The 25,441-nt window shown below is 48.0% G+C and carries 25 protein-coding genes and 1 other annotated feature; of the genes, 2 read left to right on the forward strand and 23 right to left on the reverse strand.

Annotation, left to right across the window (positions count from 1 at the left end):
• The 10 genes from ACY69O_RS00625 to ACY69O_RS00670 form a co-directional block, all read right to left on the reverse strand.
• A partial coding sequence (locus ACY69O_RS00625; RefSeq protein WP_462331538.1) for a TGS domain-containing protein occupies positions 1-318 on the reverse strand: 318 nt, incomplete at its 3' end.
• Between the two features lie 79 nt (positions 319-397).
• Positions 398-608: a binding site (T-box leader), on the reverse strand.
• 261 nt (positions 609-869) lie between these two features.
• Positions 870-4,634, reverse strand: a complete 3,765-nt coding sequence (locus ACY69O_RS00630) for a PolC-type DNA polymerase III (protein WP_462331539.1) — start codon at positions 4,632-4,634, stop codon at positions 870-872.
• A 33-nt stretch (positions 4,635-4,667) separates the two neighbouring features.
• Positions 4,668-5,279 carry a lytic transglycosylase domain-containing protein gene (locus tag ACY69O_RS00635; protein ID WP_462331540.1) on the reverse strand — a complete coding sequence of 204 codons (612 nt, stop codon included), beginning with the start codon at positions 5,277-5,279 and terminating at the stop codon, positions 4,668-4,670.
• Between the two features lie 62 nt (positions 5,280-5,341).
• A complete protein-coding gene (gene coaE, locus ACY69O_RS00640; protein ID WP_462331541.1) occupies positions 5,342-5,944 on the reverse strand; it encodes a dephospho-CoA kinase in 603 nt (200 codons plus the stop codon).
• Between the two features lie 36 nt (positions 5,945-5,980).
• A complete protein-coding gene (gene polA / locus ACY69O_RS00645) occupies positions 5,981-8,593 on the reverse strand; it encodes a DNA polymerase I (protein ID WP_462331542.1) in 2,613 nt (870 codons plus the stop codon).
• On the reverse strand, positions 8,590-9,807 hold the full coding sequence (locus ACY69O_RS00650; protein WP_462331543.1) for a L,D-transpeptidase: 1,218 nt from the start codon (positions 9,805-9,807) through the stop codon (positions 8,590-8,592). The genes polA and ACY69O_RS00650 overlap by 4 nt, the downstream gene beginning before the upstream one ends.
• A 3-nt stretch (positions 9,808-9,810) precedes the next feature.
• Positions 9,811-10,128 carry a hypothetical protein gene (locus ACY69O_RS00655; RefSeq protein ID WP_462331544.1) on the reverse strand — a complete coding sequence of 106 codons (318 nt, stop codon included), beginning with the start codon at positions 10,126-10,128 and terminating at the stop codon, positions 9,811-9,813.
• A gap of 147 nt (positions 10,129-10,275) precedes the next feature.
• Positions 10,276-10,944 carry a trimeric intracellular cation channel family protein gene (locus ACY69O_RS00660; protein WP_462331545.1) on the reverse strand — a complete coding sequence of 223 codons (669 nt, stop codon included), beginning with the start codon at positions 10,942-10,944 and terminating at the stop codon, positions 10,276-10,278.
• 61 nt (positions 10,945-11,005) lie between these two features.
• Complete coding sequence (locus tag ACY69O_RS00665; RefSeq protein ID WP_462331546.1) at positions 11,006-11,209, reverse strand: hypothetical protein; 204 nt, start codon at positions 11,207-11,209, stop codon at positions 11,006-11,008.
• 113 nt (positions 11,210-11,322) lie between these two features.
• Positions 11,323-11,616, reverse strand: coding sequence for a LysM peptidoglycan-binding domain-containing protein (locus ACY69O_RS00670; RefSeq protein WP_462331547.1), 294 nt, complete (start codon positions 11,614-11,616; stop codon positions 11,323-11,325).
• A gap of 371 nt (positions 11,617-11,987) precedes the next feature.
• On the opposite strand from ACY69O_RS00670, the gene ACY69O_RS00675 reads away from it, so the two are divergent.
• The gene (locus ACY69O_RS00675; RefSeq protein WP_462331562.1) at positions 11,988-12,248 is read left to right on the forward strand and encodes a hypothetical protein; all 261 of its coding nucleotides are present in this window, start codon (positions 11,988-11,990) and stop codon (positions 12,246-12,248) included.
• A gap of 49 nt (positions 12,249-12,297) precedes the next feature.
• On the opposite strand, the gene ACY69O_RS00680 is transcribed toward ACY69O_RS00675, so the two are convergent.
• From ACY69O_RS00680 to ACY69O_RS00725, 10 genes are all read right to left on the reverse strand, one after another.
• On the reverse strand, positions 12,298-13,272 hold the full coding sequence (locus ACY69O_RS00680) for a hypothetical protein (protein WP_462331548.1): 975 nt from the start codon (positions 13,270-13,272) through the stop codon (positions 12,298-12,300).
• Between the two features lie 24 nt (positions 13,273-13,296).
• Positions 13,297-13,890 carry a BsuPI-related putative proteinase inhibitor gene (locus ACY69O_RS00685; RefSeq protein ID WP_462331549.1) on the reverse strand — a complete coding sequence of 198 codons (594 nt, stop codon included), beginning with the start codon at positions 13,888-13,890 and terminating at the stop codon, positions 13,297-13,299.
• A gap of 132 nt (positions 13,891-14,022) precedes the next feature.
• A complete protein-coding gene (gene purD / locus ACY69O_RS00690; protein ID WP_462331550.1) occupies positions 14,023-15,297 on the reverse strand; it encodes a phosphoribosylamine--glycine ligase in 1,275 nt (424 codons plus the stop codon).
• Between the two features lie 8 nt (positions 15,298-15,305).
• Complete coding sequence (locus ACY69O_RS00695; RefSeq protein ID WP_462331551.1) at positions 15,306-15,899, reverse strand: IMP cyclohydrolase; 594 nt, start codon at positions 15,897-15,899, stop codon at positions 15,306-15,308.
• A gap of 22 nt (positions 15,900-15,921) precedes the next feature.
• The gene (gene purN, locus ACY69O_RS00700; RefSeq protein ID WP_462331552.1) at positions 15,922-16,536 is read right to left on the reverse strand and encodes a phosphoribosylglycinamide formyltransferase; all 615 of its coding nucleotides are present in this window, start codon (positions 16,534-16,536) and stop codon (positions 15,922-15,924) included.
• Positions 16,529-17,581: a phosphoribosylformylglycinamidine cyclo-ligase gene (gene purM / locus ACY69O_RS00705; protein WP_462331553.1), complete on the reverse strand. Its 1,053-nt coding sequence runs from the start codon at positions 17,579-17,581 to the stop codon at positions 16,529-16,531. Before purM ends, purN begins: the two co-directional genes overlap by 8 nt.
• A 70-nt stretch (positions 17,582-17,651) precedes the next feature.
• Positions 17,652-19,079 (reverse strand): amidophosphoribosyltransferase, encoded by a 1,428-nt coding sequence (gene purF / locus ACY69O_RS00710; protein WP_462331554.1) that lies wholly within the window; start codon positions 19,077-19,079, stop codon positions 17,652-17,654.
• Between the two features lies 1 nt (position 19,080).
• Positions 19,081-19,794 carry a phosphoribosylaminoimidazolesuccinocarboxamide synthase gene (gene purC, locus ACY69O_RS00715; RefSeq protein ID WP_462331555.1) on the reverse strand — a complete coding sequence of 238 codons (714 nt, stop codon included), beginning with the start codon at positions 19,792-19,794 and terminating at the stop codon, positions 19,081-19,083.
• Between the two features lie 48 nt (positions 19,795-19,842).
• The gene (purE, locus tag ACY69O_RS00720) at positions 19,843-20,331 is read right to left on the reverse strand and encodes a 5-(carboxyamino)imidazole ribonucleotide mutase (RefSeq protein WP_462331556.1); all 489 of its coding nucleotides are present in this window, start codon (positions 20,329-20,331) and stop codon (positions 19,843-19,845) included.
• A 239-nt stretch (positions 20,332-20,570) separates the two neighbouring features.
• Complete coding sequence (locus tag ACY69O_RS00725; protein WP_462331557.1) at positions 20,571-20,984, reverse strand: hypothetical protein; 414 nt, start codon at positions 20,982-20,984, stop codon at positions 20,571-20,573.
• 121 nt (positions 20,985-21,105) lie between these two features.
• On the opposite strand from ACY69O_RS00725, the gene ACY69O_RS00730 reads away from it, so the two are divergent.
• Positions 21,106-21,969, forward strand: a complete 864-nt coding sequence (locus tag ACY69O_RS00730; protein WP_462331558.1) for a helix-turn-helix domain-containing protein — start codon at positions 21,106-21,108, stop codon at positions 21,967-21,969.
• Between the two features lie 72 nt (positions 21,970-22,041).
• Here ACY69O_RS00730 and ACY69O_RS00735 read toward each other — a convergent pair whose 3' ends face one another.
• The 3 genes from ACY69O_RS00735 to ACY69O_RS00745 form a co-directional block, all read right to left on the reverse strand.
• A complete protein-coding gene (locus tag ACY69O_RS00735; protein ID WP_462331559.1) occupies positions 22,042-22,620 on the reverse strand; it encodes a lipid-binding SYLF domain-containing protein in 579 nt (192 codons plus the stop codon).
• Positions 22,621-22,836: 216 nt separating this feature from the next.
• Positions 22,837-24,948: a cyclic nucleotide-binding domain-containing protein gene (locus ACY69O_RS00740; protein ID WP_462331560.1), complete on the reverse strand. Its 2,112-nt coding sequence runs from the start codon at positions 24,946-24,948 to the stop codon at positions 22,837-22,839.
• 270 nt (positions 24,949-25,218) lie between these two features.
• Positions 25,219-25,441: hypothetical protein (locus ACY69O_RS00745; protein WP_462331561.1), on the reverse strand; the 223-nt coding region annotated here is incomplete at its 5' end.

The raw sequence follows: 25,441 nt of genomic DNA on the forward strand, positions 1-25,441 counted from the left end.
ATAGTAGAAGCCATTTTCAATCGCAGGTCCGATAGCGAACTGGATTCCATCCTTTGCGTAAAGATGCTGGAGCGCCTGCGCCATGACATGCGCTGCCGTGTGGCGGAGTGCCCAACGGCCATCCTCATCCTCAAATGTGAGGAACTCTATCTCTGCGTCCTTCGTAATCGGTGTCATGAGGTCAACTGTCTTGCCGTCCATCTTTGCCGCGAGAACTTTTTTCGCGAGGCTGTTGGATACCTGTTTTACAAAGTCGAGGACAGTCGAGCCATCTTCAACGCTGCGGACGCTTCCGTCCTTAAGTTTGATGTTTGCCATTCAAATTACCTCCTAATGCTATACAAAAAATTGGATTTGCTGTGTCTTTTGTTGAAAAAGACCAAAAAAGCCCCGTCCCAAAAGGGACGAGGCTATGCTTCGCGGTTCCACCCTGATTGCTGCATAAATGCAGCCAACTCGGCTCTTTTAACGGTGAGTACCGGATGCCTTCCTCTCGTGGCATCTGCTCAGAAGTGGTAACATAAGACCCTGTCCGAAGCGCTCCCAGCCAAGGCGCTTCTCTCTGGAGGACGGACATTCTTACATCCTGTCTTCATCATTGCGTTTTCAAATTTGCATATATTATAATGCCACATGGAAAAATTTGTCAATGGCAAAAAGAATTTGATTTATTTCCTAAGCCGCACCCCCTTTGAAAGATTCTTTCCCGCTCAAAGGTAAATTTGCAAAAGTGTGGAATCAATTCCACATGACTGTATAAAAACAAAAATAACAGCTCCTATATCCCAAATCGCTCATGGGACATAGAAGCTGTTTTCTACCATATTTCACGGTAATCATCAAAGTTTTTACATTTTTCAAGGGAGCTTTCAAAAAAGCTCCATCTGGTCGCTTTCGGTCATACCTTCAAGGCTGCCGTGCTCACGCAAAAGCTCTATATTTGTCTTTGATACGGAGCTGCGTTTTCTTATGTCTGCTATAGAGGTGAAATGACCGTCCTTCCTTGCCTCCACAAGACTTTTCGCTGCAACAGAACCGAAGCCCTTCAGGGAAGTAAACGGCGGGAGCAGGGATTTTTCGAGAATGATGAAATTTTCCGCGTCTGAGCGATACAAATCTACCTTTTCCACCGAATAGCCGCGCAGGTACATTTCCCATGCAATCTGCAGAACTATCATGAGCTCCTTCTGCTTTTCATCCGGCTTATCAATCGCTTCAATACGTTTCAGCTGCGTCTTTATGACCTCTTTGCCCGCCGAGACAATATTGACATCAAAGGCATCGGCACGGATGGAGAAATACGCCGCATAAAAAGCCAGCGGATAATGCACCTTGCAGAACGCTATTCTGTACGCCATCATAACGTATGCCGTAGCGTGGGCACGAGGGAAGAGATACTGTATCTTCTGACATGATTCGATGTACCAGTCTGGCACACCGCCCTCCTTCAGCGTCGCAACAACGTCCTCTTTTATGCCCTTGCCCTTTCGTACTGCCTCCATAGTCTTAAATGAAAGCAGAGGGTCAATTCCTTTATGGATAAGGTACATCATGATATCGTCACGGGCCGAGATAGCATCGTGAAGCGTGCATGTGCCCGCCTTGATAAGCGTCTGGGCATTGTCCAGCCATACGTTCGTACCATGTGAAAATCCCGAAATACGGACAAGGTCACTGAAGCAGCTTGGATGCGTATCATCAATCATCTGCCGTGTAAAACTGGTACGGAACTCAGGTATGCCGAAGGTTCCCGATGTTGCTCCAAGCTCCTCGGGTGTAACTCCAAGCGCGTCCGTGGAATGGAAAAGGCTCAGTGTCGCGGGATCGTCAAACGGTATCGTTTTCGGGTCCCGGTGCGTGAGTATCTCCAGCATTTTGATAACAGTCGGGTCATCATGTCCGAGGTTATCAAGCTTTACAAGACGGCTGCTGATTGAATGATAATCGAAATGCGTCGTAATCGTTCCGGCTTCTTTTTTATTCGCCGGATACTGCACGGGCGAGAAGAAATGTATATCCATGTTTCGCGGAACGACCATGACTCCTGCCGGATGCTGACCTGTGGTACGCTTAGTACCCACGACTCCGTTTACTATACGCTGAATGAAGGCAGGTCGTTTCTTCTGCCCGCGTTCTTCATAGAATTTTTTTACATAACCATAGGCAGTCTTATCTGCGACTGTCGCTATCGTTCCTGCGCGGTACGCGTTATCCTTACCGAAAAGTGCCTGCGTATTTTTCTGTGCACGGTTCTGGTAGACACTGGCGAAGTTCAAGTCTATATCAGGAACCTTATCGCCGTCAAAACCCAGGAACACGGCAAACGGAATATCATGTCCGTCTTTTATGAGCGGCGTTCCGCAGACAGGACAGTCCTTATCCGGAAGGTCGTAGCCGCAGCCATACGAGCCATCTTGGATGAATTTGCTGTATTTGCAGTGCGGACAGCGCCAATGCGGCGGAAGCGGATTAACCTCCGTGATATCGGTCATAGTGGCAATAAAGGACGAGCCTACAGAGCCTCGGGAACCGACGAGATATCCATCGTCATTGGACTGGCGCACAAGCTTATGGGCAATGAGATACAGGACAGAGAATCCGTGACCTATAATCGGCTTAAGCTCCTGGTCCAGACGCGCCTGCACTACTTCAGGCAGATTTTCTCCGTATAATTCGTGTGCCCTGTCGTATGACATATCACGAATAGCTTCGTCTGCCCCCGGAATCATCGGTGAATACAGTAAATCCGGAATAGGCTTGAAGGATTTTACCATGTCGGCAATCTTCCTTGGATTCGTCACGCATGCCTCATACGCAAGCTCTTCACCGAGATATTCAAATTCCTTCAGCATTTCCTCTGTTGTTCGCAAATAAAGAGGCGGCTGCATCTCAGCGTCTTCAAATCCGTTTCCCGCCATGATAACAGTACGATAGATTGCGTCCTCAGGATTGAGAAAATGAACATCGCATGTAGCAATAAGCATTTTATCCAGCTTTTTCGCCAGTTCAGCTACCTTCATATTGATTTTTATTAAATCATCATCTGTCTGAACATCAGGGAATTCATCACTTCGCTTCAAAAACGCATTGTTTCCGATTGGCTGTATTTCGAGATAATCATAATACGAGGCAATCTCTATAAGCTCTTCGTCACTTTTATGCGCGACGATAGCGCGGATAAGCTCTCCTGCCTCACACGCCGAGCCTATTATGAGTCCTTCTCTGAATTCATTAAGAATCGGCTTTGGAATACGTGGGCGTCCGCGATGGAAAAACCGCAGATGTGACACGGAAACCAGCTTGTAGAGGTTATGAAGGCCCGTGAGATTTTTTGCCAAAATGATTATGTGATTGGCGAAGCGCTGCTTGTAATCATCACCCGTCAGATAACCTTCCATGCCATAGATGATTTTGACGCCATATTTTTCGCTGGCGTCCATTGCCTCAGGAAAAGCCTGCACAACACCGTGGTCGGTAATAGCAACAGCAGGCCATCCCCAGCGCGCTGCGGTCTGAACCATTTTTTTCGTGGATACAACAGCGTCAAGAGCACTCATCTGTGTATGAAGGTGCAGCTCCACCCGCTTTTCCTCGGCGTTGTCCTCGCGCTGCGCAACAGGCTCTTCTTTGATGCTGTCGATAGACATGACAAGGTCGTTCTGATATGTATCGAAACGTACAGAACCCTTAATCCGGGCACGCATTCCTACCTTCAGCGATGATATTACCTTTTCGAACTCATCATGATCATTGAAAAAGGCTTTCATGCTGATGCCCTGTGTATCGTCAGCCACATCCATGAACATGATTGTCGTCTCTCTGAGGTCTCTGCTGTCAACAGACTCGATTTCACCGATGACGACGATGTCCCTGCCCTCGTTCTCGATTTCTACGATTGGCGTGACTTTCCCATCAACACTGCTGCCCAATATATAGCCCGGCGCTGTTTCACGTTTTTTCTGGCGGCGCCGCGGATGATCCCCGCCCCCGTTCGAGTAGCCTGTCTCCTGCTTTGGCTTCTGTTTGGGTTCAGGATTTGCCTCACGGATTTTCTCCTGTTTTACGGCTTCCTTGTACGCGCTCATGCGGTAAATGGTCTTCTCGATATCAGGAAGCTCAAACATTTCTCCGTCGTATGCTTCGCATTCCACATCGCAGTAACAGCCGGTCTTTTTTCCGATTATTTTCTGCAGACGTTCAGCCAGATTATATTTTTTTATGAGCGGAGCCGCCATGACTGAGCTGATACCTATCCTAAGCGTACCGTTTTTAAGTTCACACTTTGCTCCGCGCAGAAGCGGTCTGAGCGCAGGTGCATCAGCACAAACCTCTAAAACCAGTTCTTTCCATAGCTGTTTGAGTGCGGAAGAAAGGTCCTCAATCTCCTGATAGAATATAACTTCGTTCAACCCATTCTGTCTGCATATATGTTCAGATGCTTCCTTCAAAAGCCCGTCACTTATATATTCCTTTGTTTTAAGGAGTATCTCCCATCGGGCTGCCTTAGGGGAAATCTCCACATGACGAACAAAGCAGCTCTTGAGAAGCGCCGCCTGTTTCTCGGAAAGCGTCATATCCTGCACGAGCTGCCAAAATTTATTTGATTTTTGTGGGACGATACAGTATTTTTCCATTTCTGTCCTCGAAAATCCCCTAAAGGAGACAATTTATTTTCTTTCGTAGAGTTTCTGATATTTCTCTTTATTCTTTAGAACCTTCACTACGTATTCCCGGGTTTCAGGATACGGAATCTCGGATATGGCGTGAAAGCCCTTTTTCCATTTCTTTTCTTCCATCCAGTCATGTACCATGCCGCGCCCTGCATTATACGCCGCAAGCGCAAGGATATCGTTGCCGTTAAATTCCTGCTTCAGCTCGGCAAGATACCATATTCCGTAGCGGATGTTGGTCTCCGGGTCGTGCAGCTTATCAGGATTAAAATGCTCTTCCTCCAGCTGCGCCGCAATCCATTCTCCCGTTTCCGGCATTATCTGCATAAGCCCTATAGCTCCGCGGTGAGAATGAACGTCTGATTTGAATTTGCTCTCGTTCATTATTACGCTTGCAACAAGCGCACTGTCAACGCCGTTTGCCGCAGCATAAGCCTCAACCAAATCCTGGTACGGATACGGATACAGGTACTTTTTCTGTACGGAATCACTTTCTTCTATTGCAATGAACACCAATGTCATCAAAACTACTGCGACAACGAAAAAAAGCCCATACTTCTTTCGCGTCTTCGGTTTTACGTCTTTCAATAGCTTTCGAAGCCGCGTCAAAAAAACAACCTCCTGTAATTTGTGTCTTGCTGTCTAATCATACAAAGGACTGTTATTTGCGGTCAGCCTTTGGGTTCCTTCTGCCACGCCGCGTCTATCTGCGCATAAGTGGACTCAATATCTCCGTCATTGTCGATTACGACATCTGCTCTTGCTTTTTTCTCAGACAGCGGCATCTGTGAGGCAATACGGTCCCGTGCCAGCTGTTCCGTGAGATGATTGCGCTCCATAAGCCGCTTCATCTGTGTTTCCGGACTTACATATACGACCCAGACACAGTCTGCCAGAGTCTCCCAGCCTGCCTCATACAAAAGCGGTGTATCAAGCACCACCGTACTGACACCTTTTCTTTTGCACTCTTCCAGCTGCTTCAATATCTCCTCTTTTACCAGGGGATGTGATACAGAGTCCAGCCATTTGCGTTCCTCGGGATTAGCAAAAACAATTTCGCCTATTGCTGCGCGGTTCAGCGTTCCGTCCCCAAGCAGAGCCTTTTCCTTTCCGTACCGCTCGACAAACAAACGCCAAAGCGGCGCGTCAGGCTCCGAAATACGGTATGCAGCAGCATCGGCATCGAGAATTTCTGCTCCGTAAAGGTCATGCAGACGGCATGAAACCGTACTTTTCCCACTTGCGATACCTCCGGTAAGTCCGATGACATGCATAAAATCCTCTCCTCCCGACAACAATCTGCCTGTAAGTTATTTAGCTTCTGCCCAGTTTTTCCCGTAATGAATATCAATTGGGAATGGCACGGTAAAGGACACCACATGCTCCATAGCATTTCTTAGGATATCCTGCACCGTCGAAAGCTCATCTTTCGTAGTTTCTATGACAAGCTCATCGTGCACCTGTATGAGAATACGGCTCTTTAAGCCTGCTTCCTTGAGGGCACGGTATACCGCAATCATTGCGAGTTTTATGATATCTGCCGCGGCACCCTGTATTGGTGTATTCATAGCCATACGCTCCGCCAGAGAGCGCTGCGTGAAGTTTTTGCTGTGTATCTGCGGCAGATCGCGGCGCCGTCCGAACAAAGTTGTTACATAGCCGTTCGTATGTGCATCGCTTACTGTCCTGTCAATGAACTCCTTAACACCGGGACATTTTTCAAAATAGCTCTGTATGTAACCGGCTGCGTCTTTTCTGGAGATGCCCAGATCCCTTGAAAGACCGTAATCACTTATTCCGTAGACTATACCGAAATTTACCGCCTTTGCGCTGCCGCGAAGCTCAGGTGTCACCTGCTCCATAGGCACTCCGAATACCTCGGATGCCGTACGTGCGTGGATATCTTCGCCATGCGTAAAAGCGTGGACGAAATTTTTATCCTGTGAAAGGTGCGCAAGAATCCGAAGCTCTATCTGAGAATAATCCGCCGACAGCAGGTAATCATAGCCCTCTCCCGGTTCATAAAATTCGCGGATAGTACGCCCTTCCTCCCTGCGTACAGGTATGTTCTGAAGATTCGGGTCAGAGCTTGAAAGACGTCCTGTCGCGGTAACAAGCTGATTGAAGCTTGCATGTACACGTTTCGTTTCAGTGTCAATAAGCTCTCCTATGCTGTCGAGATATGTTGATTTCAGCTTCATCCACAGTCTGTACTCCAAAATCTTTTCGATTATCGGATGCACATGCCGGAGACCTTCAAGCACCTCTACATTTGTTGAATAGCCTGTTTTCGTCTTTTTCTGTGCAGGCAGGGCAAGCTCCGAAAAAAGCACCTCTCCGAGCTGCTTCGGAGAATTGATATTAAACGGATGCTTTGCCAGCGTATATATTTCCTGCTCGATATCCGCAAGTTTTTTCCCAACGTCTGCGGCTTTTTCGCTAAGCTGCTCACGGTTCACGTAAACTCCGTTGCGTTCCATTTCCGCCAGCACTTCCACAAGCGGTTTTTCCATGTCGTTATAAAGCTTTTCCATTCCATAGCCGGAAAGCTTTTCCCACAGAACCGGCCATAGCTTCGCAGCGATACATGCCGCCTGCGCTGCCTGTTCCGCTTTATCTTTTCCTGTGTCAACCGGGGGCTCGGACGTAAGCCATACTCCGCGGAGCCGTTCCAGATCCGCTGTGCCCATAGCAGGGTCGATAAGATACGCTGCTATCTGCACGTCCTCTATCCCGGCGTCAACACTTCCACCTGCGTGATAAAAGCTTTTAAGGTCAAGTGTAACCCAGTGCATATCTCTGTCATTCAAAAGAGAAACGAGAAAATCCCATGCTTCGCTTCCTGCCTCGGCATATGCCGATTCTTCTCCCGAAGAAAGTCCAAGCGCAGACAGTCTGCGGTGCGGCGTTTTGCCCTCATATACTCCGCAGAATGCGGGGTTTTTTACGTTTTGGAGCTTTTCCGCAAAGGATTTTGCCGTCTGCAGCGTGCTCAGCTTTTCAGCTTTCGGTGCTTCTTCCTCACCAAATTCCAGCGAAAGTGCTCCCTGTGCCGGATATAGCCTTTCAAAGCCCTGGCGCGCGGAACGCATGTCGTATTTTGCGCAAAAATCCAAAAACTTCTCACGGTCAGGCGTTATAGCATACTCATCAGGAGTAAATTCCACAGGAGCATTGCGCTCTATTGTCGCGAGCTTTTTCGACAATTCTGCCTGCTCCTTGTTTTCTTCCAGCTTTTCCTTGAGCTTTTTGCCGGAAACCTCGTCGATATGCTCATAAACGTCCTCAAGAAAACCAAACTGAAGCAGAAGCTTTGTCGCTGTCTTTTCTCCAACCCCCGGTACTCCCGGTATATTATCCGAGCTGTCTCCCATAAGGCCCTTCAAATCGATAAGCCGTATCGGCTCAAAGCCGTATTTTTCCTCAAACGCGGCTTCATCATAACGCACAATATCAGAGATTCCCTTGCGTGTATAAAGAACATTTACATCCTTTGATACCAGCTGCAGAGCATCGCGGTCACCCGTTACTATGAGTGTTTCATAGCCGCCTGCTTCCTCTGCACGCTTCGACAGGGTGCCTATGATATCATCTGCCTCATAGTTATCAAGCTCAAGAAACGGAATACCCCATGCCTCCAAAAATTCACGCAAAATAGGAACCTGCGACGAAAACTCCTCAGGAGTCTTGTCGCGTGTTCCTTTATAATCAGCAAACATATCCGTACGAAAGGTGTGCCTGCTTTTGTCAAAGGCAACCACCATCCGATCCGGCTTATATTCATTTATCATCTTCTGCAGCATATTGGAAAAACCGACAACTGCATTAGTATATACACCAGTCGACGAAGTCAACAGCGGAAGCGCATAAAACGCCCTGAAGAGCAGGCTGCTTCCGTCAAGTATCATAAAACGCTGACTCATTTTGATTTCCCCCGTACCTCGGATTCATTTGTTTTGGACCCCGGCGCGTTTACAGACTCTGCAGCCTTTGCATCAGTTAATTTAACATCAGCCGATTTAGATGTATCAGCCTTTTTATCCTTGGCTTTGTCATCTGCGGATTTTAATTCCGCAGCCCTGGTCTCTTTTTCTTTGCTGCCCTCTGTCCCGGCGTCAGTCTTTTTGCCTTTGTCCTTTTCAGCCGGTTTTTCTGCAGTTTCTGCTGGCACTCCCGACGCGGAAGAAACTGACTGTGGCCCCTCAGCCATGAGCGGATTCGTATACAGCTTCAGCGTAGATTCCGCATCAAATCCTCCGGTCAGGCCGAATAAGGTTTTTGCATCATCAAATTTCACGAAAAGGCGGTTTCCGAAGAGCACTGCCGGAGCCGTGCCACGATGTGTAGAAACCGTATTTGCGGCCATATCTCTCGTATAGTCCGTCTTTGTAACAGCCGAAAGTGCCTGCACAGGAATATAAAGCTCTCCATCCGCGGGAATAACCGCTCTTCCCGAGAGCCAGTTATTATCGACTTCAATGCGGAAAGCACGCGGCAGGAACGTAGGCGCACCATCCTCGTCCTCTATTTTCTGTGCGATTTCATCATTTTCCAAAAAATAACCGACGCCATATACGTCCAGCGCCTTACGGACCGATGCCACATCAAGGGGCTGGCATCCGTATCCGTCCGGATAGATGTAATATACGATCGTGCCGTCATCAATTCGTTCAATAACGAGACGGTTGTAGAAAATCTCTACTTTTGTTCCGATTTCAACCTGAGGATACAAATGCTCTATATCCTCTTCCTTCAAACGTATGCATCCGTTGGAATAATATCCTCCGATGGAGGCCGGATTATTCGTGCCGTGAATACCATACATATCGTAAAAACCTATCCAACGCAGTCCCAGCGGATTCCCGTCTCCCGGCTCGGCACGTTTTTTGACGTCCTTAGGATCTACCCAGACAGGATTTTCTTCCATCTCATCGACGGTGAATGTTCCCAGCGGTGTCGGTGTTTCGATTTTACCGGCACAGATATGGTACATGAATGCCTTTTTGCCATTTTTATACAATGTTAAAATGCGGCTTGCAACATTGATGGTAATACGCTTCTGTGGCTCCGCTGCCTGTACCATGCCCGCGTTTATTAACCATATAGCCGTCAGGATTCCTATGAACGCCTTTTTCATTCTTTACTCGCCCTTTTCCTCGCAAGTTTTCTTGCCACGCTGTGTTAAAGCATAGATCCCCCAACCTAAAAACACCACAGCTCCGGCAATTGCTCCGTATTTTATAAGCGGCTCAACGAGCACTGCACGCCAGTGCAATTCGCTTTGAACAGCCCATACCCCGAAATAATTAATTAACCAGAAAATTTCAAAGCTCGTGAAAAGATAAAACTTAAGACTGGCTTTTCCCATACGCCACATCGGAATGATATATAAAAAACCGACAAGCCACATAGGCACGGCGTAGAGAGCTCCCCACCAAAATGCTTCTCCTGATTCCATATAATGCCTCCCACATACAATCTAACTTATATATTATAATGCCTTTATTCAAAGTTTGCCATAGGCAAACTATCCTCTGCGGCATTTCAACGAGGCAAGCTTTTTGCCGAGTTATAACGCATTTTACAAAAAGATTTTCGAAGAAATTTACTCGTCGCAGCTCTTTGATTTTTTTCTGCTGCTCCGAAGCGGACGCGGGTGGTAAAGCTGCCAGCCGAAATATATCGCACCGAGCCTCAGCAGCATCACGACTGAAAAACCTACCCATGATGCAGCCACCGTATATCCGAAATGCCATACAGCACACAAAGCCAGACCGCCAGCAAGCGATGCGCTTGCATAAACATCCATGCGGAGTACAACCGGCACACGCTGTGCCATCAAATCCCTGAGTATTCCTCCGCCTATGCCCGTGCTCATACCAAGCGTGATTGGAAGAATATACGGATAATTGTCCGCGCCCAGTCCCATCAGCGCTCCTGTCACAGTAAACGCCGCAAGCCCAACTGTATCCGAAATATTATACATGAACATCAGGTATTTTTTCTCTTTGCGTGATACCTTAAGAGCTGTATAAAGCACGGATACGACAAGAGCCGTACCAATCGGAAGCAACAGCCCCGAAGTTGTTCGGAAAGCCAGCGGCGGAGTTATCCCCATAAGTAGATCCCTCAAAATTCCTCCTCCGACTGCTGTCAAAATAGACAGCACCGCAACTCCGAAAATATCCATGCGCTTTGCCAGTCCCACCATTGAACCTGACACGGCAAAAGCTATAGTCCCGACTGTTTCAAACAAGAACCAGCTTATAGACATATTTCTCCCCCTGTAAAAAAAGGACTCGGCACAATGCCGAGCCCGACCTTATTTTGTTTAATCACTGATGCTCTATAAGCTCTGCGACTTCTTCCTTAGCCGCCTGCGTCACAAGAACAGTCACAAACCCGGTAATGCAATCTATATCTCTGCCATTGATACCAACTGTTTTCATGTGCTCGCAGCATGCAATAATCTTTTCAATCGCATCTGCACTTTTCGTTTTACACTCTTGACGAATAACATTTATGATTTCCGTGTTCATCCCTCATTCGCTCCTTTGTGTCTAAATTGATGCAATCAACATTAATATTAGTATTAACTACATTATACACACTGTGCAAATGAGATACAACACATATATAGATGATATTACACTTATTTTTCAGCCATCTGCATGGGGAGTTCTTTAACTATTACCGGTACCCTGAGTTTCTGACCTTTTCGCACGGCTCCGTCTGCCGGCAGCCCGTTGATCTCGATAATTGCCTCTGTAAGTTTTTTGACCTGTTTCCCGTCAACAGTATACCGTCCGGCAATGTCCCACACGCTTTCGTGCCGGGCTACCGTAATCGTATCAAATTTATCACTTCTGAGATAGGCGTTGTCCAAATGGAACGGAGGGAACATAAACAGATACAGTGCAGCGGCAATCCAAATCCATTTTTTCATCTTCAACATCTCCCATATTTATCGAACAGATTTTTCCCAAACTTTTGTTTGCCATTATATTATCACAGAACATATATTCGTGCAATAGTTTTAGAACATATTTTCTTGGAAATTTTGTTCGATATTTTTGGATGCTGTACTCATGACATAAATGGTATAACTCGGCAGAAGATATCCCCTACCGCTCAGAAGGGCGCAGAGGCAAATAACAGGCGATGAGCATATCGTCAGCCTCGTTGCGACGCGAAGCTAGTGCCCTCGGGTAAAATGCTACAGAGGAAGGTTTGCCTATGGCAAACCTTGATTGAAGGCATTATAATTCAAATAACCCCCCTTCCCTACCGCAATAAAAAGAAAGGAGTGCAGTCATGATAACCGTACACGGCGCCGTTATAATTGAGCAAAACGTTACCTTTGCCATCATCATCGTTAAACCGTTCGTAACGCAGTATACGGCACGGGCTACGACATTCAGGCGGCAGATGATGCATTTCTTCCCAAATATGCCGATTATACTCATGTCTCAGGACACGGACGGCACGCCTCATTATTACGGCAGAAAGGATATAGTCGATTTCCTGAAGACCGTACCTCTTGATAAAATTCCCTGGAAGGAATACCACATCTACTGAAAAAGCCTCCATGCAGCGGCTCAAGCCGTTTGCACAGAGGCTTTTGTTTTTAAATGACACCCTGATTCTTCAATTCACGTTCAATCATGTCTGCATTTTGCTTCCAGTCCGGATTGTATTTTACCGCTTCACGGTTCCAGTTAAGCTGAGCCTGACGGTCACCCGACATGCGGCTGTTATCCGCGTACTCAAGGCAAAGCATCCATTTTGCATCGCGCTTCGCTACTTCATCCATACTGCTTTTATCTACGATTTCCCACGCGCGTCCGATGACTTCTGCCGCGCCCACATAATCGTTAAGCCCGCGGCGCATTACCTTTGCGCAGGATACGAGAGTAGTCCACCCCATATCCGTATTTCCGGCTTTTATGTAGAGCGCTGATGCTTCCTGATAGGATGTCACCGCTTCCGGATACCGCTGCACATTTTCATAGCCGTTTCCCTTTGCTTCGTGCGCGTTCGCCTTGTCTCCGTCACTTTCTGCCAGCTCAAGCATAGCCTTTCCGAAGGAAAGCTCCGCGTCGCCCTGCCCCATAATTTTTGCCGCCATTGCACGGCCGCGCCATGCCTTGTATTTCTGTTCGTTTGACTGAGCTGTTTCCACAGCATTGCGGAAGGCTTCATCAGCTTCGGCATTTTTGCCGCTGAGCAGCAGCTGATTTCCCTGCTTTATGGCTTCTTCTGCCTTCATTTCCTTATCCCGCCGCGCAGCCTGCTCGCTCTTTTTCTTTTCTTTCTCGGTCTTCTTTGCATCTGGCTTTTTCGGCTTCTCTTCCTTTGCCTTTTCCTTCGGGCTGTCTGCCCCTATCATTCCAAGGACTTTATCCTTTATTTCGTCGACAAATCCCTTCTCAACTTTTTCCTCAGGCTTCCCCTCAGCCTTTTCCTCGGATACTGTTTCGGCTGCCGCCGTTTCTGCCGGCGGCGCTTCCTCCCCCTTCACCGCGAAGAACATCTTGTATCCGAAAAATCCCCCGGCTCCGATAACAACCAGCAGTATTATGACACCAATTAATTTCTTCACTGCTCATGACCTCCCCGCATTCACTCAGTCATCGTACCAATGTCCGTGCCCGACTCCGATGCGGATTGCACCGTGTATGGTCGAACCTCCGCTCTCCTGTATTCTCTCCGGCATGCTGGCCGAAATGGTATACGGCGTATCCTTTATAAATGCCGTCACCACAACCGCGTCCTCCCGCAACTTTTTATAGTCCGCACGCTTAATCTCTGCTTTGTAAACTACCGAACTGTGCGCTTCAACTGTTGATGATGTGAGCGCCTGTGTAAACGCCATGCCGTCAGACCATTTCCAAAGCACCTTTCCTTTTTTGTTCAGTATCACAAACTCATAAATCTGCCCGTTGCGGTGCTCCACCGTGTAAGGCGTATCTCCCTCATTCGTTATGCAAAGCTCCATCACCAGTGCTCCGTGCTTTTCTTCAACGGTAAGCTCCTGTGCCACGTTGTCCACCGTAAACGCCGCATAACCGGTAGTTTCTCCGACAGTTCTTGACGAGGAACCTCCGCCCACCGGGAAATAAACTCCTATATCCGTCCCGAAGCCTGCATGAGCCGTACCCATCGTACCTGTAAAAAGCACAGCTCCAACCGCCAGACTCAGAAGCATTTTTTTCATCATTTCGCCAGCCGCCCTTCCCTAGAAATCTATTTCTATTTTAACACACTTTCAAAAATTACTGAACAGGATTCATTTCTCATACAAAAAAGCGAAGCCCCGTAAGAGACTCCGCTTTAATATTTTTATGAAATTTTACAGACGTTCAAGTGCTCTATGCGCAATATCCGTACGATGGTATTCCTTCTCAAAGGAAATTTTCTTTACGCCCTCGTATGCCTTGTCCACAGCCGCCTTGATGTTTTCCGCCTGTCCAACAACACCAAGCACTCTTCCGCCGTTAGTGACGATTTTTCCGTCAGCAAGCTTCGTCCCCGCATGGAATACGATATCTCCATCAGCCTTTGCAGCATCAAGTCCTGTGATTTCCTTGCCCTTTTCATAGCTTCCGGGATATCCGCCCGAAGCCATGACAACACAGACCGCCGCTCCGTCAGACCACTCGATAGGTGTCTTGTCCAGCGTACCGTCTATACATGCAAGCATGACCTCCACGAGGTCGCTTTTCAAAAGCGGAAGAACAACCTGCGTCTCAGGGTCTCCGAAGCGTGCATTAAACTCAACAACCTTCGGCCCCTTGTCTGTGATCATAAGGCCTGCATAGAGACAGCCCTTATAAGGACGTCCTTCTTTGTTCATTGCCTCAACCATAGGCTCAAGGATTTCCTTTTTAACCCGTTCCATTACCTCAGGCGTAATAACAGGAGCAGGTGCGTACGTACCCATGCCGCCGGTGTTCGGGCCCTTATCGCCGTCATAGACCGCCTTATGGTCCTGCGATGGAACCATAGGGATAATAGTTTTGCCGTCGGTAAACGCAAGCACCGACGCTTCCTCACCCTGCATGAATTCCTCAATTACAACACGGCTTCCTGCTTCGCCGAAGGCCTTGTCAGTCATAATGGTATCTATTGCCGCGACAGCCTCATCAGCATCCTTCGTGAGGATAACTCCCTTGCCTGCTGCAAGTCCGTCTGCCTTGATAGCAAAAGGCTGACGCATCTGACGTACATACACACGCGCACGGCCCGCATCTCCGAACACCTCATAACGTGCCGTAGGAATCCCGTAACGCTTCATAACGAGTTTTGCATAAACTTTGGAGCCCTCAAGCTCAGCAGCCTTTCCCGTAGGTCCGAATGCCTTGATTCCTGCCTCCGTCAGCGCATCCACAACGCCGTTCGTCAGTGGAACCTCAGGACCAATTACTACAAGGTCAATTCCTTTGTCTTTAGCGAATTTTACGATGGCATCGTTATCCTCGATATCAATGCCGGCAACGCACTCAGCGATATCTGCCATGCCGGGATTTCCCGGGAGCGCGTAGAGTTTTTCCGTATGCTTGCTCTGACTGAGCTTCCATGCGAGGGCGTGTTCACGTCCGCCGCCGCCGATCACTGCTATTTTCATTATCTGCCTCACTTACTGATCTGCTGCTTCAGATAGTTCTGGATGCAGTCATCATATTCTGCCGTATGAGCGAACGCTTCCTGTGCCAGCTCCATGCGAAGCATGCCGGAGGTACATCCGTCCTTAATAATTGCCTGTGCAACCTCATCATAACGCTTCGGATTCGTAACCACCGTAACAAACTTAAAGTTCTTTGCCGCAGCGCGGATCATCGCAGGACCACCGATATCGATATTCTCGATAGCCTCTGCCAGCGTTACGTCCTTTTTGGCAATCGTTTCCTTGAAAGGATAAAGATTTACAACTACAAGGTCAATCGGAGTAATCTTGTGCTCCTGCAAAGATGCAACATGCTCCGGATTGTCGCGGACTGCCAGGATTCCTCCGTGAATGTATGGATTCAGTGTCTTCACGCGGCCGTCCATGATTTCAGGAAAGCCCGTGACATCACTGACGTACATAACAGGAATGCCTGCTTCCTTGATGGCACGCATCGTTCCGCCCGTAGAAACGATTTCGACGCCTGCTGCATGAAGCTTGCGGGCAAACTCGACAACGCCCGTCTTGTCCGAGACACTCACCAATGCACGTTTAATCTTCATGAAATCCACTCTCCTCACTTTTTTATTTTATTATACGGACCTTTCGGCCCTCTACCTTCAGTCTGCCTTTCAGGTACAGCTCAATAGCACGAGGATAAATCTTATGCTCCTCTACGAGCACGCGCGCCGCAAGCGTATCCTCCGTATCATCGTCCTCAACAGGCACAGCCGCCTGCAGAATTATCGGACCGCTGTCCGTACCCTCATCAACGAAATGAACCGTAACACCCGATACCTTCACTCCGTACGCAAGTACATCTCTGTGCGCGTGGGCGCCCGGAAAGGACGGCAGAAGTGCCGGATGAATGTTTAAGATACGCCCTTTGAACTCACGAACGAAATACGGACTTAAAATTCTCATAAAGCCCGCAAGTACTACGAGAGTAACTCCGTGAGCATGCAGCTCTTCTACGAGCTTTTCTTCAAACTCCTGCTTGTCCGCACATTCTTTGCGATTTATGCAGAGATGCGGAATGCCAGCCTTTTCGGCACGTTCAAGCGCCATAACATCGGGCTTGTCCGTAAGAACTACACCTATAGGCGCAGGAATCTGTCCGCTTTCAACTGCGGCAATAATGGACTGGAGATTCGTACCGCGTCCGGAGCACAGTACTCCGATTATTTCTTTATCAGCCATTGAACACTCCGCCTTTGATAACAACTTCATGTCTGCCTTTTGTCACATGACCGAGTGTATAGACTGTCTCGCCCTTTTCTTCGAGAGATGTACGGATTTTGTCCGCATCCTCCGGAGCCGTGATGATAACCATACCAACGCCCATATTGAACGTGCGGTACATTTCCGGCCAGTCAACGTTGCCCCATTTCTGAAGCAGCTCGAAGATTTTCGGCATTTCCCATGCGCCTGCGTCAATTTCTACACCCATATCCTCAGGCAGAGCACGGGGAATATTTTCATAGAATCCGCCGCCTGTAATATGTGCCATGCCGTGAATATTGAAATCACGGATAAGCGGCAGGCAGACACGCGGATAAAGGCGTGTCGGAGTCAGAAGCTCCTCCCCGATAGTCTTTCCGAGTTCCTCAACATATTCATCGCCCTTGAAGCCTTTCAGCTCAAACACGATTTTGCGTACCAGTGAAAAGCCGTTGGAATGAAGTCCGGAAGAAGGAAGTCCGAGAATGACGTCTCCCTCTTTTACGCGCTCGCTGGTAATGATTTCGGATTTTTCCACAGCACCTACAGCAAAGCCTGCGATATCGTATTCTCCAACAGGATAAAAGCCGTTCATCTCAGCCGTTTCTCCGCCGATAAGAGCGCAGCCTGATTCCTTGCAGGCACCGGCAACGCCTTTTACAACAGAAGCCACCTGCTCAGGGTCAAGCTTTCCTACAGCAAGATAGTCCAGAAAGAAAAGCGGCTCAGCACCCTGTACCAGGATATCATTGACACACATAGCAACAGCATCCTGTCCTACCGTATCATGCTTGTTGAGCATGAAGGCAAGCTTGAGCTTCGTGCCGACTCCGTCCGTTCCCGAAACAAGCACAGGTTCCTTGTATTTTGTGGAAAGCGCAAAAAGACCTCCAAAGCCGCCAAGGTCGCCCAGAACCTCAGGACGGTATGTTGCCTTTACGCTGTCCTTTATGAGCTGCACGGAATAATTTCCCGCATCAATATCCACACCGGCATCGCGGTATGTGAGTTTCTTGTTCTCCATGAGTTACCTCCAGATTTCAGGATAATACGGATTGCGCCTCATCCCTTATACCGGAATGAGGCGCAAAATATCAGCACTTGCGCTGCTCAAAGACGTACTTGCCGGAGCCTTCGGGCTGCTTGCCCTGTTCGACAGGATAATCGCTGTTAAAGCATGCGTAACACATATGGTTCGGATTAACCGCAGACAGGGATTCCTTCAGTCCTTCTATGGAAAGGAAGTGCAGGGAATCAGCCTGAATGTACTGGCGGATTTCTTCAACGGATTTTGTCGCAGCAATCAGCTCTTTGCGCACTGACGTATCAATGCCGTAATAGCATGGGAAACCAATCGGAGGCGAGCTGACACACATGTGTACTTCCTTGGCGCCTGCCTTGCGAAGCATTTTTACGATTTTACCGCTTGTAGTGCCGCGGACAATAGAATCATCAATCATGATAACGGACTTGCCCTCTACCGCAGAACGGATTGCATTCAGCTTAAGCTGTACAGCGGTATCGCGTTTCTTCTGTGTCGGCTGAATGAAGGTACGTCCGATATAACGGTTCTTCATAAGGCCTTCAACAAAAGGAATGCCCGCTTCATACGCATAGCCTGTAGCTGCCGTGGTACCGGAATCCGGTACGGAAATGACAATATCCCCTTTGAACTTGCTCTCGCGTGCCAGAATACGACCCATCATGAAGCGTGCCTCATGCACACTCTGGCCATCGATAACGGAATCCGGACGTGCGAAATAAATGTACTCGAAAATACAGCCTGCAAGCTGCTGTTTCGGTGCAAAATGAATAGACTTAACCCCGGAGTCGTCGATAATGACCATCTCGCCCGGTGCAATATCGCGCACAAACTCCGCGCCGATAACATCAAGACCGCAGCTTTCCGAGGAAAGCACCCAGCCGTTCTCCAGCTTGCCGAGGCACAGCGGGCGGAAGCCCTGCGGGTCGCGCGCTCCGATGAGCTTGTTCTCCGTCATAAGCGTAATGCAGTATGCACCTTTTACCTGATTAAGGCTGTCCGCGAGACGTTCTTCGATAGTCTCCTTACGCGAACGCGCTATGAGGTTCAGGATAACCTCGGTATCAATAGAGGTCTGAAAAATCGTACCGTCCTGCTCAAGCTTCTGACGGATTTCCATTGCATTCGTCAGATTTCCGTTATGGGCAAGACTGATTTTACCGCCCGAATAATTTACAATAAGAGGCTGCGTGTTCTGAAGAAGGCTCGAACCCGTCGTAGAGTAGCGCACATGTCCGATAGCGATATACTGGTTTTCCATGTGCGGAACCTGATGGCGGAATACCTCGTTTACGAGGCCCATACCCCGTGAAACGTCCATCCACGCTCCGTCTGTTACAGCTATACCGGCACTTTCCTGTCCGCGGTGCTGCAGAGCATAAAGCCCGAGATATGTAAGCGCCGAGACATCCTCATCATGCGCAAACACACCATAAACACCGCATTCCTCGTGCCATTTGTTACCCAAAAGTTCCGACATCTTATCTTTCTTCTCCCGTCAGACGGCGAAGCATCTCTTTGTATGCGCCCTCAACATTTCCAAGATCGCGGCGGAAGCGGTCTTTATCAAGCTTCTCATGGGTATCGCTGTCCCAGAAGCGGCAGTTATCCGGGGAAATCTCATCTCCGAGAATGACCTCTCCGTTATAACGTCCGAATTCAAGCTTGAAATCAATAAGGTCAACCTTTTTCTCCTTGAGGAAATCCTTCAGGATAGCATTGATTTTAAGGCCTTTTTCCTCAATCTCAGCGACCTCGTCCGGTGTTGCAAGACCAACAGCCTGAATGTGGTAGTGGTTAAGCATCGGGTCACCGAGCTCGTCGCTCTTATAATAAAGCTCAACAATAGGCTTGGAAAGGACTGTACCTTCTTTAAGACCAAGACGCTCTGCAAGGGAGCCTGCCGCAACGTTGCGCATGACAACCTCCAGCGGAATCATATCGAGCTTTTTGACCAGCATTTCACGGTCGCTCGGCATGCTGACATAATGCGTCTTGATTCCCTGTTTTTCAAGCAGTTCAAAGAAAAACGCCGTCATTTTGTTGTTCATAATGCCCTTCTCGGCAATGGTACCCTTCTTTGCGCCGTTGCCTGCCGTAGCATCGTCCTTATAATAGACAAGCAGTTCATCTGCTTTATCTGTAGCGTAGATAATCTTTGCCTTGCCTTCGTACAGTGCTTCTTTCTTTTCCATTCTGCTAAATTCCTCCTGTAATAATGTTCAGCTGAATTGACATCTATGTTAAATCTGTGCCTGCACCCGAGCCGCCTTTTCATCGACTTCCTTTGCAAGTTTCTCACGGTATTCCTTCATCTTCTCTGACAAAGACTCATCGGAAACAGCAAGAATTTCCACAGCGAACAGAGCCGCGTTCTTCGCTCCGTTGATGGCCATTGTTGCAACCGGGATACCCGACGGCATCTGCACGGTAGCCAAAAGCGAATCAAGTCCGTTCAGCGCGGACGCGTTGATTGGAACACCAATGACCGGGAGTGTAGTATAGCTTGCAACAACACCTGCCAGATGTGCTGCACCGCCTGCAGCCGCGATAAAGAGGCGTACGTCCCTTTCACGTGCCGTTGTTACAAGTTCGCGAACCTTCGCCGGTGTCCGATGCGCAGATGCTACAGTCACCTCAGCGCCTACCCCGAACTGTTTCAGAACCTCAACTGCCGGCTTCATAATCGGCCAATCGGAATCGCTGCCGATCACAATCGCCACTTTGCTCATTTTTCTGTTCATCTCCTGTTGAAAGTATGTACATCACAAATAAACAAACGTAACCCAAGCGGGTATCCTGCCCGCTTTCGGGACTATTATAACATAGCCCCATGTCATAAGAAAGCGAAAACGAAAATGACCGGCTTCGAATCCGAAGTCGGCCGTTATGTATACAAGATGATTTTCCAATAAATGTGAACACACTTTTATTCTTGTCAAAGAACATTTGCAAGACAATGAACAGGCAGTCAGCCTGCGAGTACAGATGCCGCACAGACAGCCTTTCCCGCAAGTCCTTTGATGAAGCATTCCGTCAGGCGTACCTCGCAGTAATCATGCTCTGTTTCCGTGAGCTGCAGACGTGTATCGCGCTCCATGGTATTGATAAGCGCCGCTGCCTGCATAGCCTGGCCCTGACGTCCGAAGCAAAGTGCCGCGCAGTAGCGCGCCGCATCATCAGCTTCAACCTCAACACCTTTAGCATTAAATACACGGACAGCTTTTGGATTTCTTGCATCAATTGCAACCAGAAGGTCTGCCCCTATACCATCGCAGGAATTCATAAGACGCATGCAGCCTGCTGCCTCAGGCATTTCTCCGGCCATCTCGTCCCAAACAATATAACGGACTCCGGAAATAATGTATTTATCTAACTGCCGCATGGTCTATCGCCTCCGTAAAATTCTGTAACTAAAGTATAACAGGCACAAAAAGCACATAAAATGCAATTTTGTGCTATTTATATATCAAAAAGTGCTATAATCATAAAAAAGGAGGCTGTTTATGGATACAAATAAGGAAACATACGAAAAACGTGGCTATCTGAAGGAAGGATTTCGTGTCTTCCGTCTCAGTGATGCTGCGCTTTCGCCTATTCCCTTTCATTATCATGACTTCCATAAAATACTCGTATTTCTCTCGGGCAACGTTGACTATACCATTGAAGGACGAACGTGGACTCTTTCACCGAGAGACCTTGTATTCGTGCGCGCGGGTGAAATACACCGGCCCGAACCCGAGGCAGGCGTTCCTTACGAAAGAATCGTCATCTACGTTTCCCCCGCTTTTTTCGAACAGTATAAACGCGGAGCCGAAGACCTTTCTCTCTGCTTTGAAGGTCCTGTATCAGATGCCGTGGTACACCTTGCCCCGGGCAAAACCCACGACCTTCTTTTCCATCTGGAAAAGCTGGAGCAGACAACTCACGCTGACGGCTTTGCAAATCCTCTGTACGTGGAAATGCTTTTTGTAGAATTTCTCATACTGTTGAACAGAGCAATGCTTAAAAGCGAGCTTGACCCGCTTACTCCTGTTCTCCACGACGAAAAGATACAGGAGGTGCTACGTACAATCAACACCCACCTCACAGAGCAGCTCTCCATAGATGATCTTGCCGCAAAGGTGTTTTTAAGCCGCAGTCATTTAATGCACACATTTAAGGAAGCCACCGGCTGCAGCCTAAGGCAGTACATTACAAGCAAACGGCTTTTGAAAGCCCGTATAATGCTCCTCAACTCACCCGACGAAACTCTCGAATCCATTGCATGGGCGTCGGGCTTTAAGGGCTATCTTCCCTTCTTCCGTGCTTTTAAGTCTGAATTTAACCAGACTCCGCAGGAATGGAAGGAAGAAAATCTTCCTAAATGAAAATATCGGAAAGACAAGTCCTATCAGTCGGACTTCATCTTTCCGATATTTTTATGGTTTAATTTTTATGGTTTATTTTTCACCGTTAAGCTTCTTGTCTCTTGTGAACTTTGTTCCGTTCAGCGATGCCTCAAGCGTAATGCCCTTTGTAGTCATCTGGTAAACCCATATTCCGTCAGCCAGCTTCACGGCACCCTCGATTCCGCCTCCGCTCTCGCCATCTGTTGCTCCTGCCGATGCCGAACCGCCGCCGCATGTCCAATCACCTGAGGTAAAATGATTCCACACATCCTGATCCTCAAATATGAACACCAGCGAATATTCTTTCACACCAAGGCCAAGTCCTGCGGAAAGCTCCTTCATATTCATGAAGCATTCCTCGTCTGTTTCGTTATTGATAGCGATACCGCGCCCATGAGCGCTTCCAAGGATACCGATTTTTATTCCCGTATTGAAAAATACCGCATACGCGGAACTGTTTTCAACCTCATAACGTGCATTAGGCTGCTGCTCGTAAAGCTCCGCAAGTACCTCTTTTGCCTTCTCGCGTGTTTCTGTACGTTTTTCCTCCACGCTTTTTGCCATGACCGTTCCCGCGCAAAGCACCATCATCACACATACCAGGCATAATATTTTCCAAGCCTTTCTCACCGTTTATTCCTCCTTTATCCAATAACGAATTTTAATTTGTTATTTTACAACGCTTTTATGAAAAAAATCAAAATTTTTCGTCACTTTTCTGATATCGTTTTCTTTATCTCGCAATACATGCCGCAGCACAAATAAAAACATGCAGTTCAATTTTTGTCCCAAGACGCGAAAATACCGTACGCCTCATCAAAGGAATACGGTATTTTATCTTCTTTATCAGAGTTTGAGGTAATCTACCTCATCCTGCATTTCCTTAGGCAGCGGTTCGCCCGGCTTCGTTCTCTGGAACTTTTTGACAATCAGGCCGAGGCTGTGCAGCTTCGTGCTGTGCGTCACGTCCCATCGTTCAATAAGCGGCTGGAACTGCGGGTTTATAGCCAATGCCTTGCGGAATTTTTCCGACATTGTGCAGTATCTGAACAAAATCTCTCTAGTTATCTTATTCAGGCGCGGCAGTCCATACGCTTCGTTAAGAATATACTTTTCGTAGTCAGAAACGAACACTACCTTGTAATCGTTGCGTGCCTTCTGCAGCGCAATCTTAATGCGTTCCTTCATATCAGCGGAGAGATATCCGTTCTTCTTATAGAACTGCAGATAGTTCATGTACTCCGAGGTAAGGGACGGCTCCGAAATATCCATGTAGCGTACGCCCTGGATACGGCGGCACATCTCCCAACGGAACTGAGCACACATTCTGACGATAGTTTCGTCCAAATCCTCCGAGTGGAATATGGAGAGAACCAAATGTCCCGGTGTAGTTCTGCGCGGACCTTCGTTTTCCTGCCACATGACTCCGCGGGCGCCGAAGTTCGGCATCAGAATGAGATACGGCTTAACCTCCGTATTGTATACGAAGTGCTGAATCTTGAGGTCAGGATACTGAACCAGTGCCGGACGATAGAAGCAGCCAAAGTCAACGTCAGTTACCTTCTTAAATGACTCCTCCGCACGGGCTACACTTACAAGGCATTTATCCAGCGGACGTATGACATCCTGCGCGGAGAATACAGGCACGAAGGACGCCATCTGACCATTCGTAATCCTGTTTGCGCTTTTGAACATGTTATTAATTTCAAAGCTGACCATTGCCTTGCAGTCATTGGCAAGCTCATCTGCCTTCTGCTGTGTAATATTGGCAGTACGGACTTCTTCTCTGAGGTGCTCTGTCCAGTCGTTGTCAAACTCATTTTTGGACGGAACTGCTTCCCCTTTATAGATTTTAGTGAGCCAGTCATACATAGGAAGAATACGGCCCTCCGCATGATCCTCCCAGCTTACCGCCATCTTATAGAGCAGCTCTGTATTCGCTTTTCCTGCGAGATTTTCATCAACAAAACCGAACAGGAAGAACATGCGGACCTCGGCAGGAATATGGTTTGTTTCCATGCTCTTGAAGAATGCCGCTTCGTAGATTTTGTAATACCCGTCCGCAATGCTCATGCGAAGGTGGCGCATCTCATCAGATTTAGCGCGGCGGTCTTCCGTATCAAGGAACTGCTTGATATCCTTGCGGAATGTATCAGCAACATCTGTAGGTACTCCCGAAAATGCCACGATAACATCAAGCGCGTTTTCAATAGCAGGAACCTCTCCCGAGGAACCACGAGTCTCCGTATCAACTCTTGATTTGACATCATAGAAAGCATTAACGAAATCAGCAGTACCGCTCTTCATCCATGCCAGGAAATCCGCAGCACTTTCAAGGTCCTTACGAATACGGCGTCCCGACGCACAAGCGCGCATTACCGTCTCAACGCAGAAGCTGACATTCAGCGGATAAAAGCTCTGTTCAAGCGAACTCCGCTGATCACAGTAGGTACGGCATACCTCAGCCTCCCAACCTGAAAGAATTTCAGGAGCATCAGGAACAGGGAGCTGCTCTACAAACGAAAACTGCTCAGGCGTGCGGTCAAGCTTTACGCACATGAATTTATAATCATTATAGTTGTATTTGATTTCCTTGCAGAAATCAGATGCTGCCTGCGAAGTCGCATCAAGGGCATCAAGTATTCCGCTTGCAAACTCCATTCCTGCGGCAGCCATAACAGGCGCTATAGCAGGCGTTCCCGAAACAGCTTCTGCAATATCATCTTCGGAAAGATAATCCATTACCAGAAGTGTCGACTCCTCAAGCGCAACATAATCAAACGAATATATATCTCCCGGAAGGTAAACAGCCCCTGCTATTCCACCGCCGCTAAGACGTACATCTACAGAATCGCCGTCAGTCATGACAAGCGCGCCTGAAAGCACAATTTCGAGATTTTTTACCTCGTCCCCCTTTTTGTGCAGCACGTGTCCTTTCTCAATCTTTATCTTCTCCATGAAACGAAATCCCCCTTTTCAGGCACCAAACGATAAAGTACCCTAAATTCTTTATATTCGCCGTGTAAGAAAAGAATCCTTCTTTACTTACTGCATAAATAAATATCACTTCTTTTTTCCTATATGTAAGCTCTTTTCTCCAAATACATAAACCATTCCTGAGACTTTTACTTCATCTTTAGCATTCAACTGTTTCAAAATTATTCCGAAGTCAAACAAGGCAGCCTGCTGGCTGCCCTGTTTTGATTTTTCGCTTGTCTGATACACCACTTAATGCACTGCAGTTTTACTGTCCTTTGCACCCGCCATCCCCAGATAAATATCACACGCGGCAGCCAGCCTGTGAGCCTCTGCCTTGTCGGGCTCCATGCGGTGTCCTTTTTCCACATCTGCTGTATCTTCAGGAAGCTCTTCATATTCCTTAGTTTGAAGAAACTTCATGTACTCGTCCTGCAGGGCGCGGATAATAAGCATCTGTGTCGGCGGCATATCC

The organism is Schwartzia sp. (in: firmicutes), from assembly GCF_978017985.1.

Bases quoted from the DNA above. Each gene is read 5' to 3' on its own strand.
- ACY69O_RS00650 (WP_462331543.1), bottom strand. From the start codon at position 9,807: ATGAAAAAGGCGTTCATAGGAATCCTGACGGCTATATGGTTAATAAAC.
- purE (WP_462331556.1), bottom strand. From the start codon at position 20,331: ATGAGCAAAGTGGCGATTGTGATCGGCAGCGATTCCGATTGGCCGATT.
- polA (WP_462331542.1), bottom strand. From the start codon at position 8,593: ATGAGTCAGCGTTTTATGATACTTGACGGAAGCAGCCTGCTCTTCAGG.
- ACY69O_RS00695 (WP_462331551.1), bottom strand. From the start codon at position 15,899: ATGAAGATTAAACGTGCATTGGTGAGTGTCTCGGACAAGACGGGCGTT.
- ACY69O_RS00665 (WP_462331546.1), bottom strand. From the start codon at position 11,209: ATGAACACGGAAATCATAAATGTTATTCGTCAAGAGTGTAAAACGAAA.
- ACY69O_RS00730 (WP_462331558.1), top strand. From the start codon at position 21,106: ATGGATACAAATAAGGAAACATACGAAAAACGTGGCTATCTGAAGGAA.
- purD (WP_462331550.1), bottom strand. From the start codon at position 15,297: ATGAAAATAGCAGTGATCGGCGGCGGCGGACGTGAACACGCCCTCGCA.
- ACY69O_RS00670 (WP_462331547.1), bottom strand. From the start codon at position 11,616: ATGAAAAAATGGATTTGGATTGCCGCTGCACTGTATCTGTTTATGTTC.
- coaE (WP_462331541.1), bottom strand. From the start codon at position 5,944: ATGCATGTCATCGGACTTACCGGAGGTATCGCAAGTGGGAAAAGTACG.
- ACY69O_RS00740 (WP_462331560.1), bottom strand. From the start codon at position 24,948: ATGGAGAAGATAAAGATTGAGAAAGGACACGTGCTGCACAAAAAGGGG.
- purM (WP_462331553.1), bottom strand. From the start codon at position 17,581: ATGGAGAACAAGAAACTCACATACCGCGATGCCGGTGTGGATATTGAT.
- purC (WP_462331555.1), bottom strand. From the start codon at position 19,794: ATGGAAAAGAAAGAAGCACTGTACGAAGGCAAGGCAAAGATTATCTAC.
- ACY69O_RS00725 (WP_462331557.1), bottom strand. From the start codon at position 20,984: ATGCGGCAGTTAGATAAATACATTATTTCCGGAGTCCGTTATATTGTT.
- ACY69O_RS00655 (WP_462331544.1), bottom strand. From the start codon at position 10,128: ATGGAATCAGGAGAAGCATTTTGGTGGGGAGCTCTCTACGCCGTGCCT.
- purF (WP_462331554.1), bottom strand. From the start codon at position 19,079: ATGTCGGAACTTTTGGGTAACAAATGGCACGAGGAATGCGGTGTTTAT.
- purN (WP_462331552.1), bottom strand. From the start codon at position 16,536: ATGGCTGATAAAGAAATAATCGGAGTACTGTGCTCCGGACGCGGTACG.
- ACY69O_RS00685 (WP_462331549.1), bottom strand. From the start codon at position 13,890: ATGATGAAAAAAATGCTTCTGAGTCTGGCGGTTGGAGCTGTGCTTTTT.
- ACY69O_RS00630 (WP_462331539.1), bottom strand. From the start codon at position 4,634: ATGGAAAAATACTGTATCGTCCCACAAAAATCAAATAAATTTTGGCAG.
- ACY69O_RS00660 (WP_462331545.1), bottom strand. From the start codon at position 10,944: ATGTCTATAAGCTGGTTCTTGTTTGAAACAGTCGGGACTATAGCTTTT.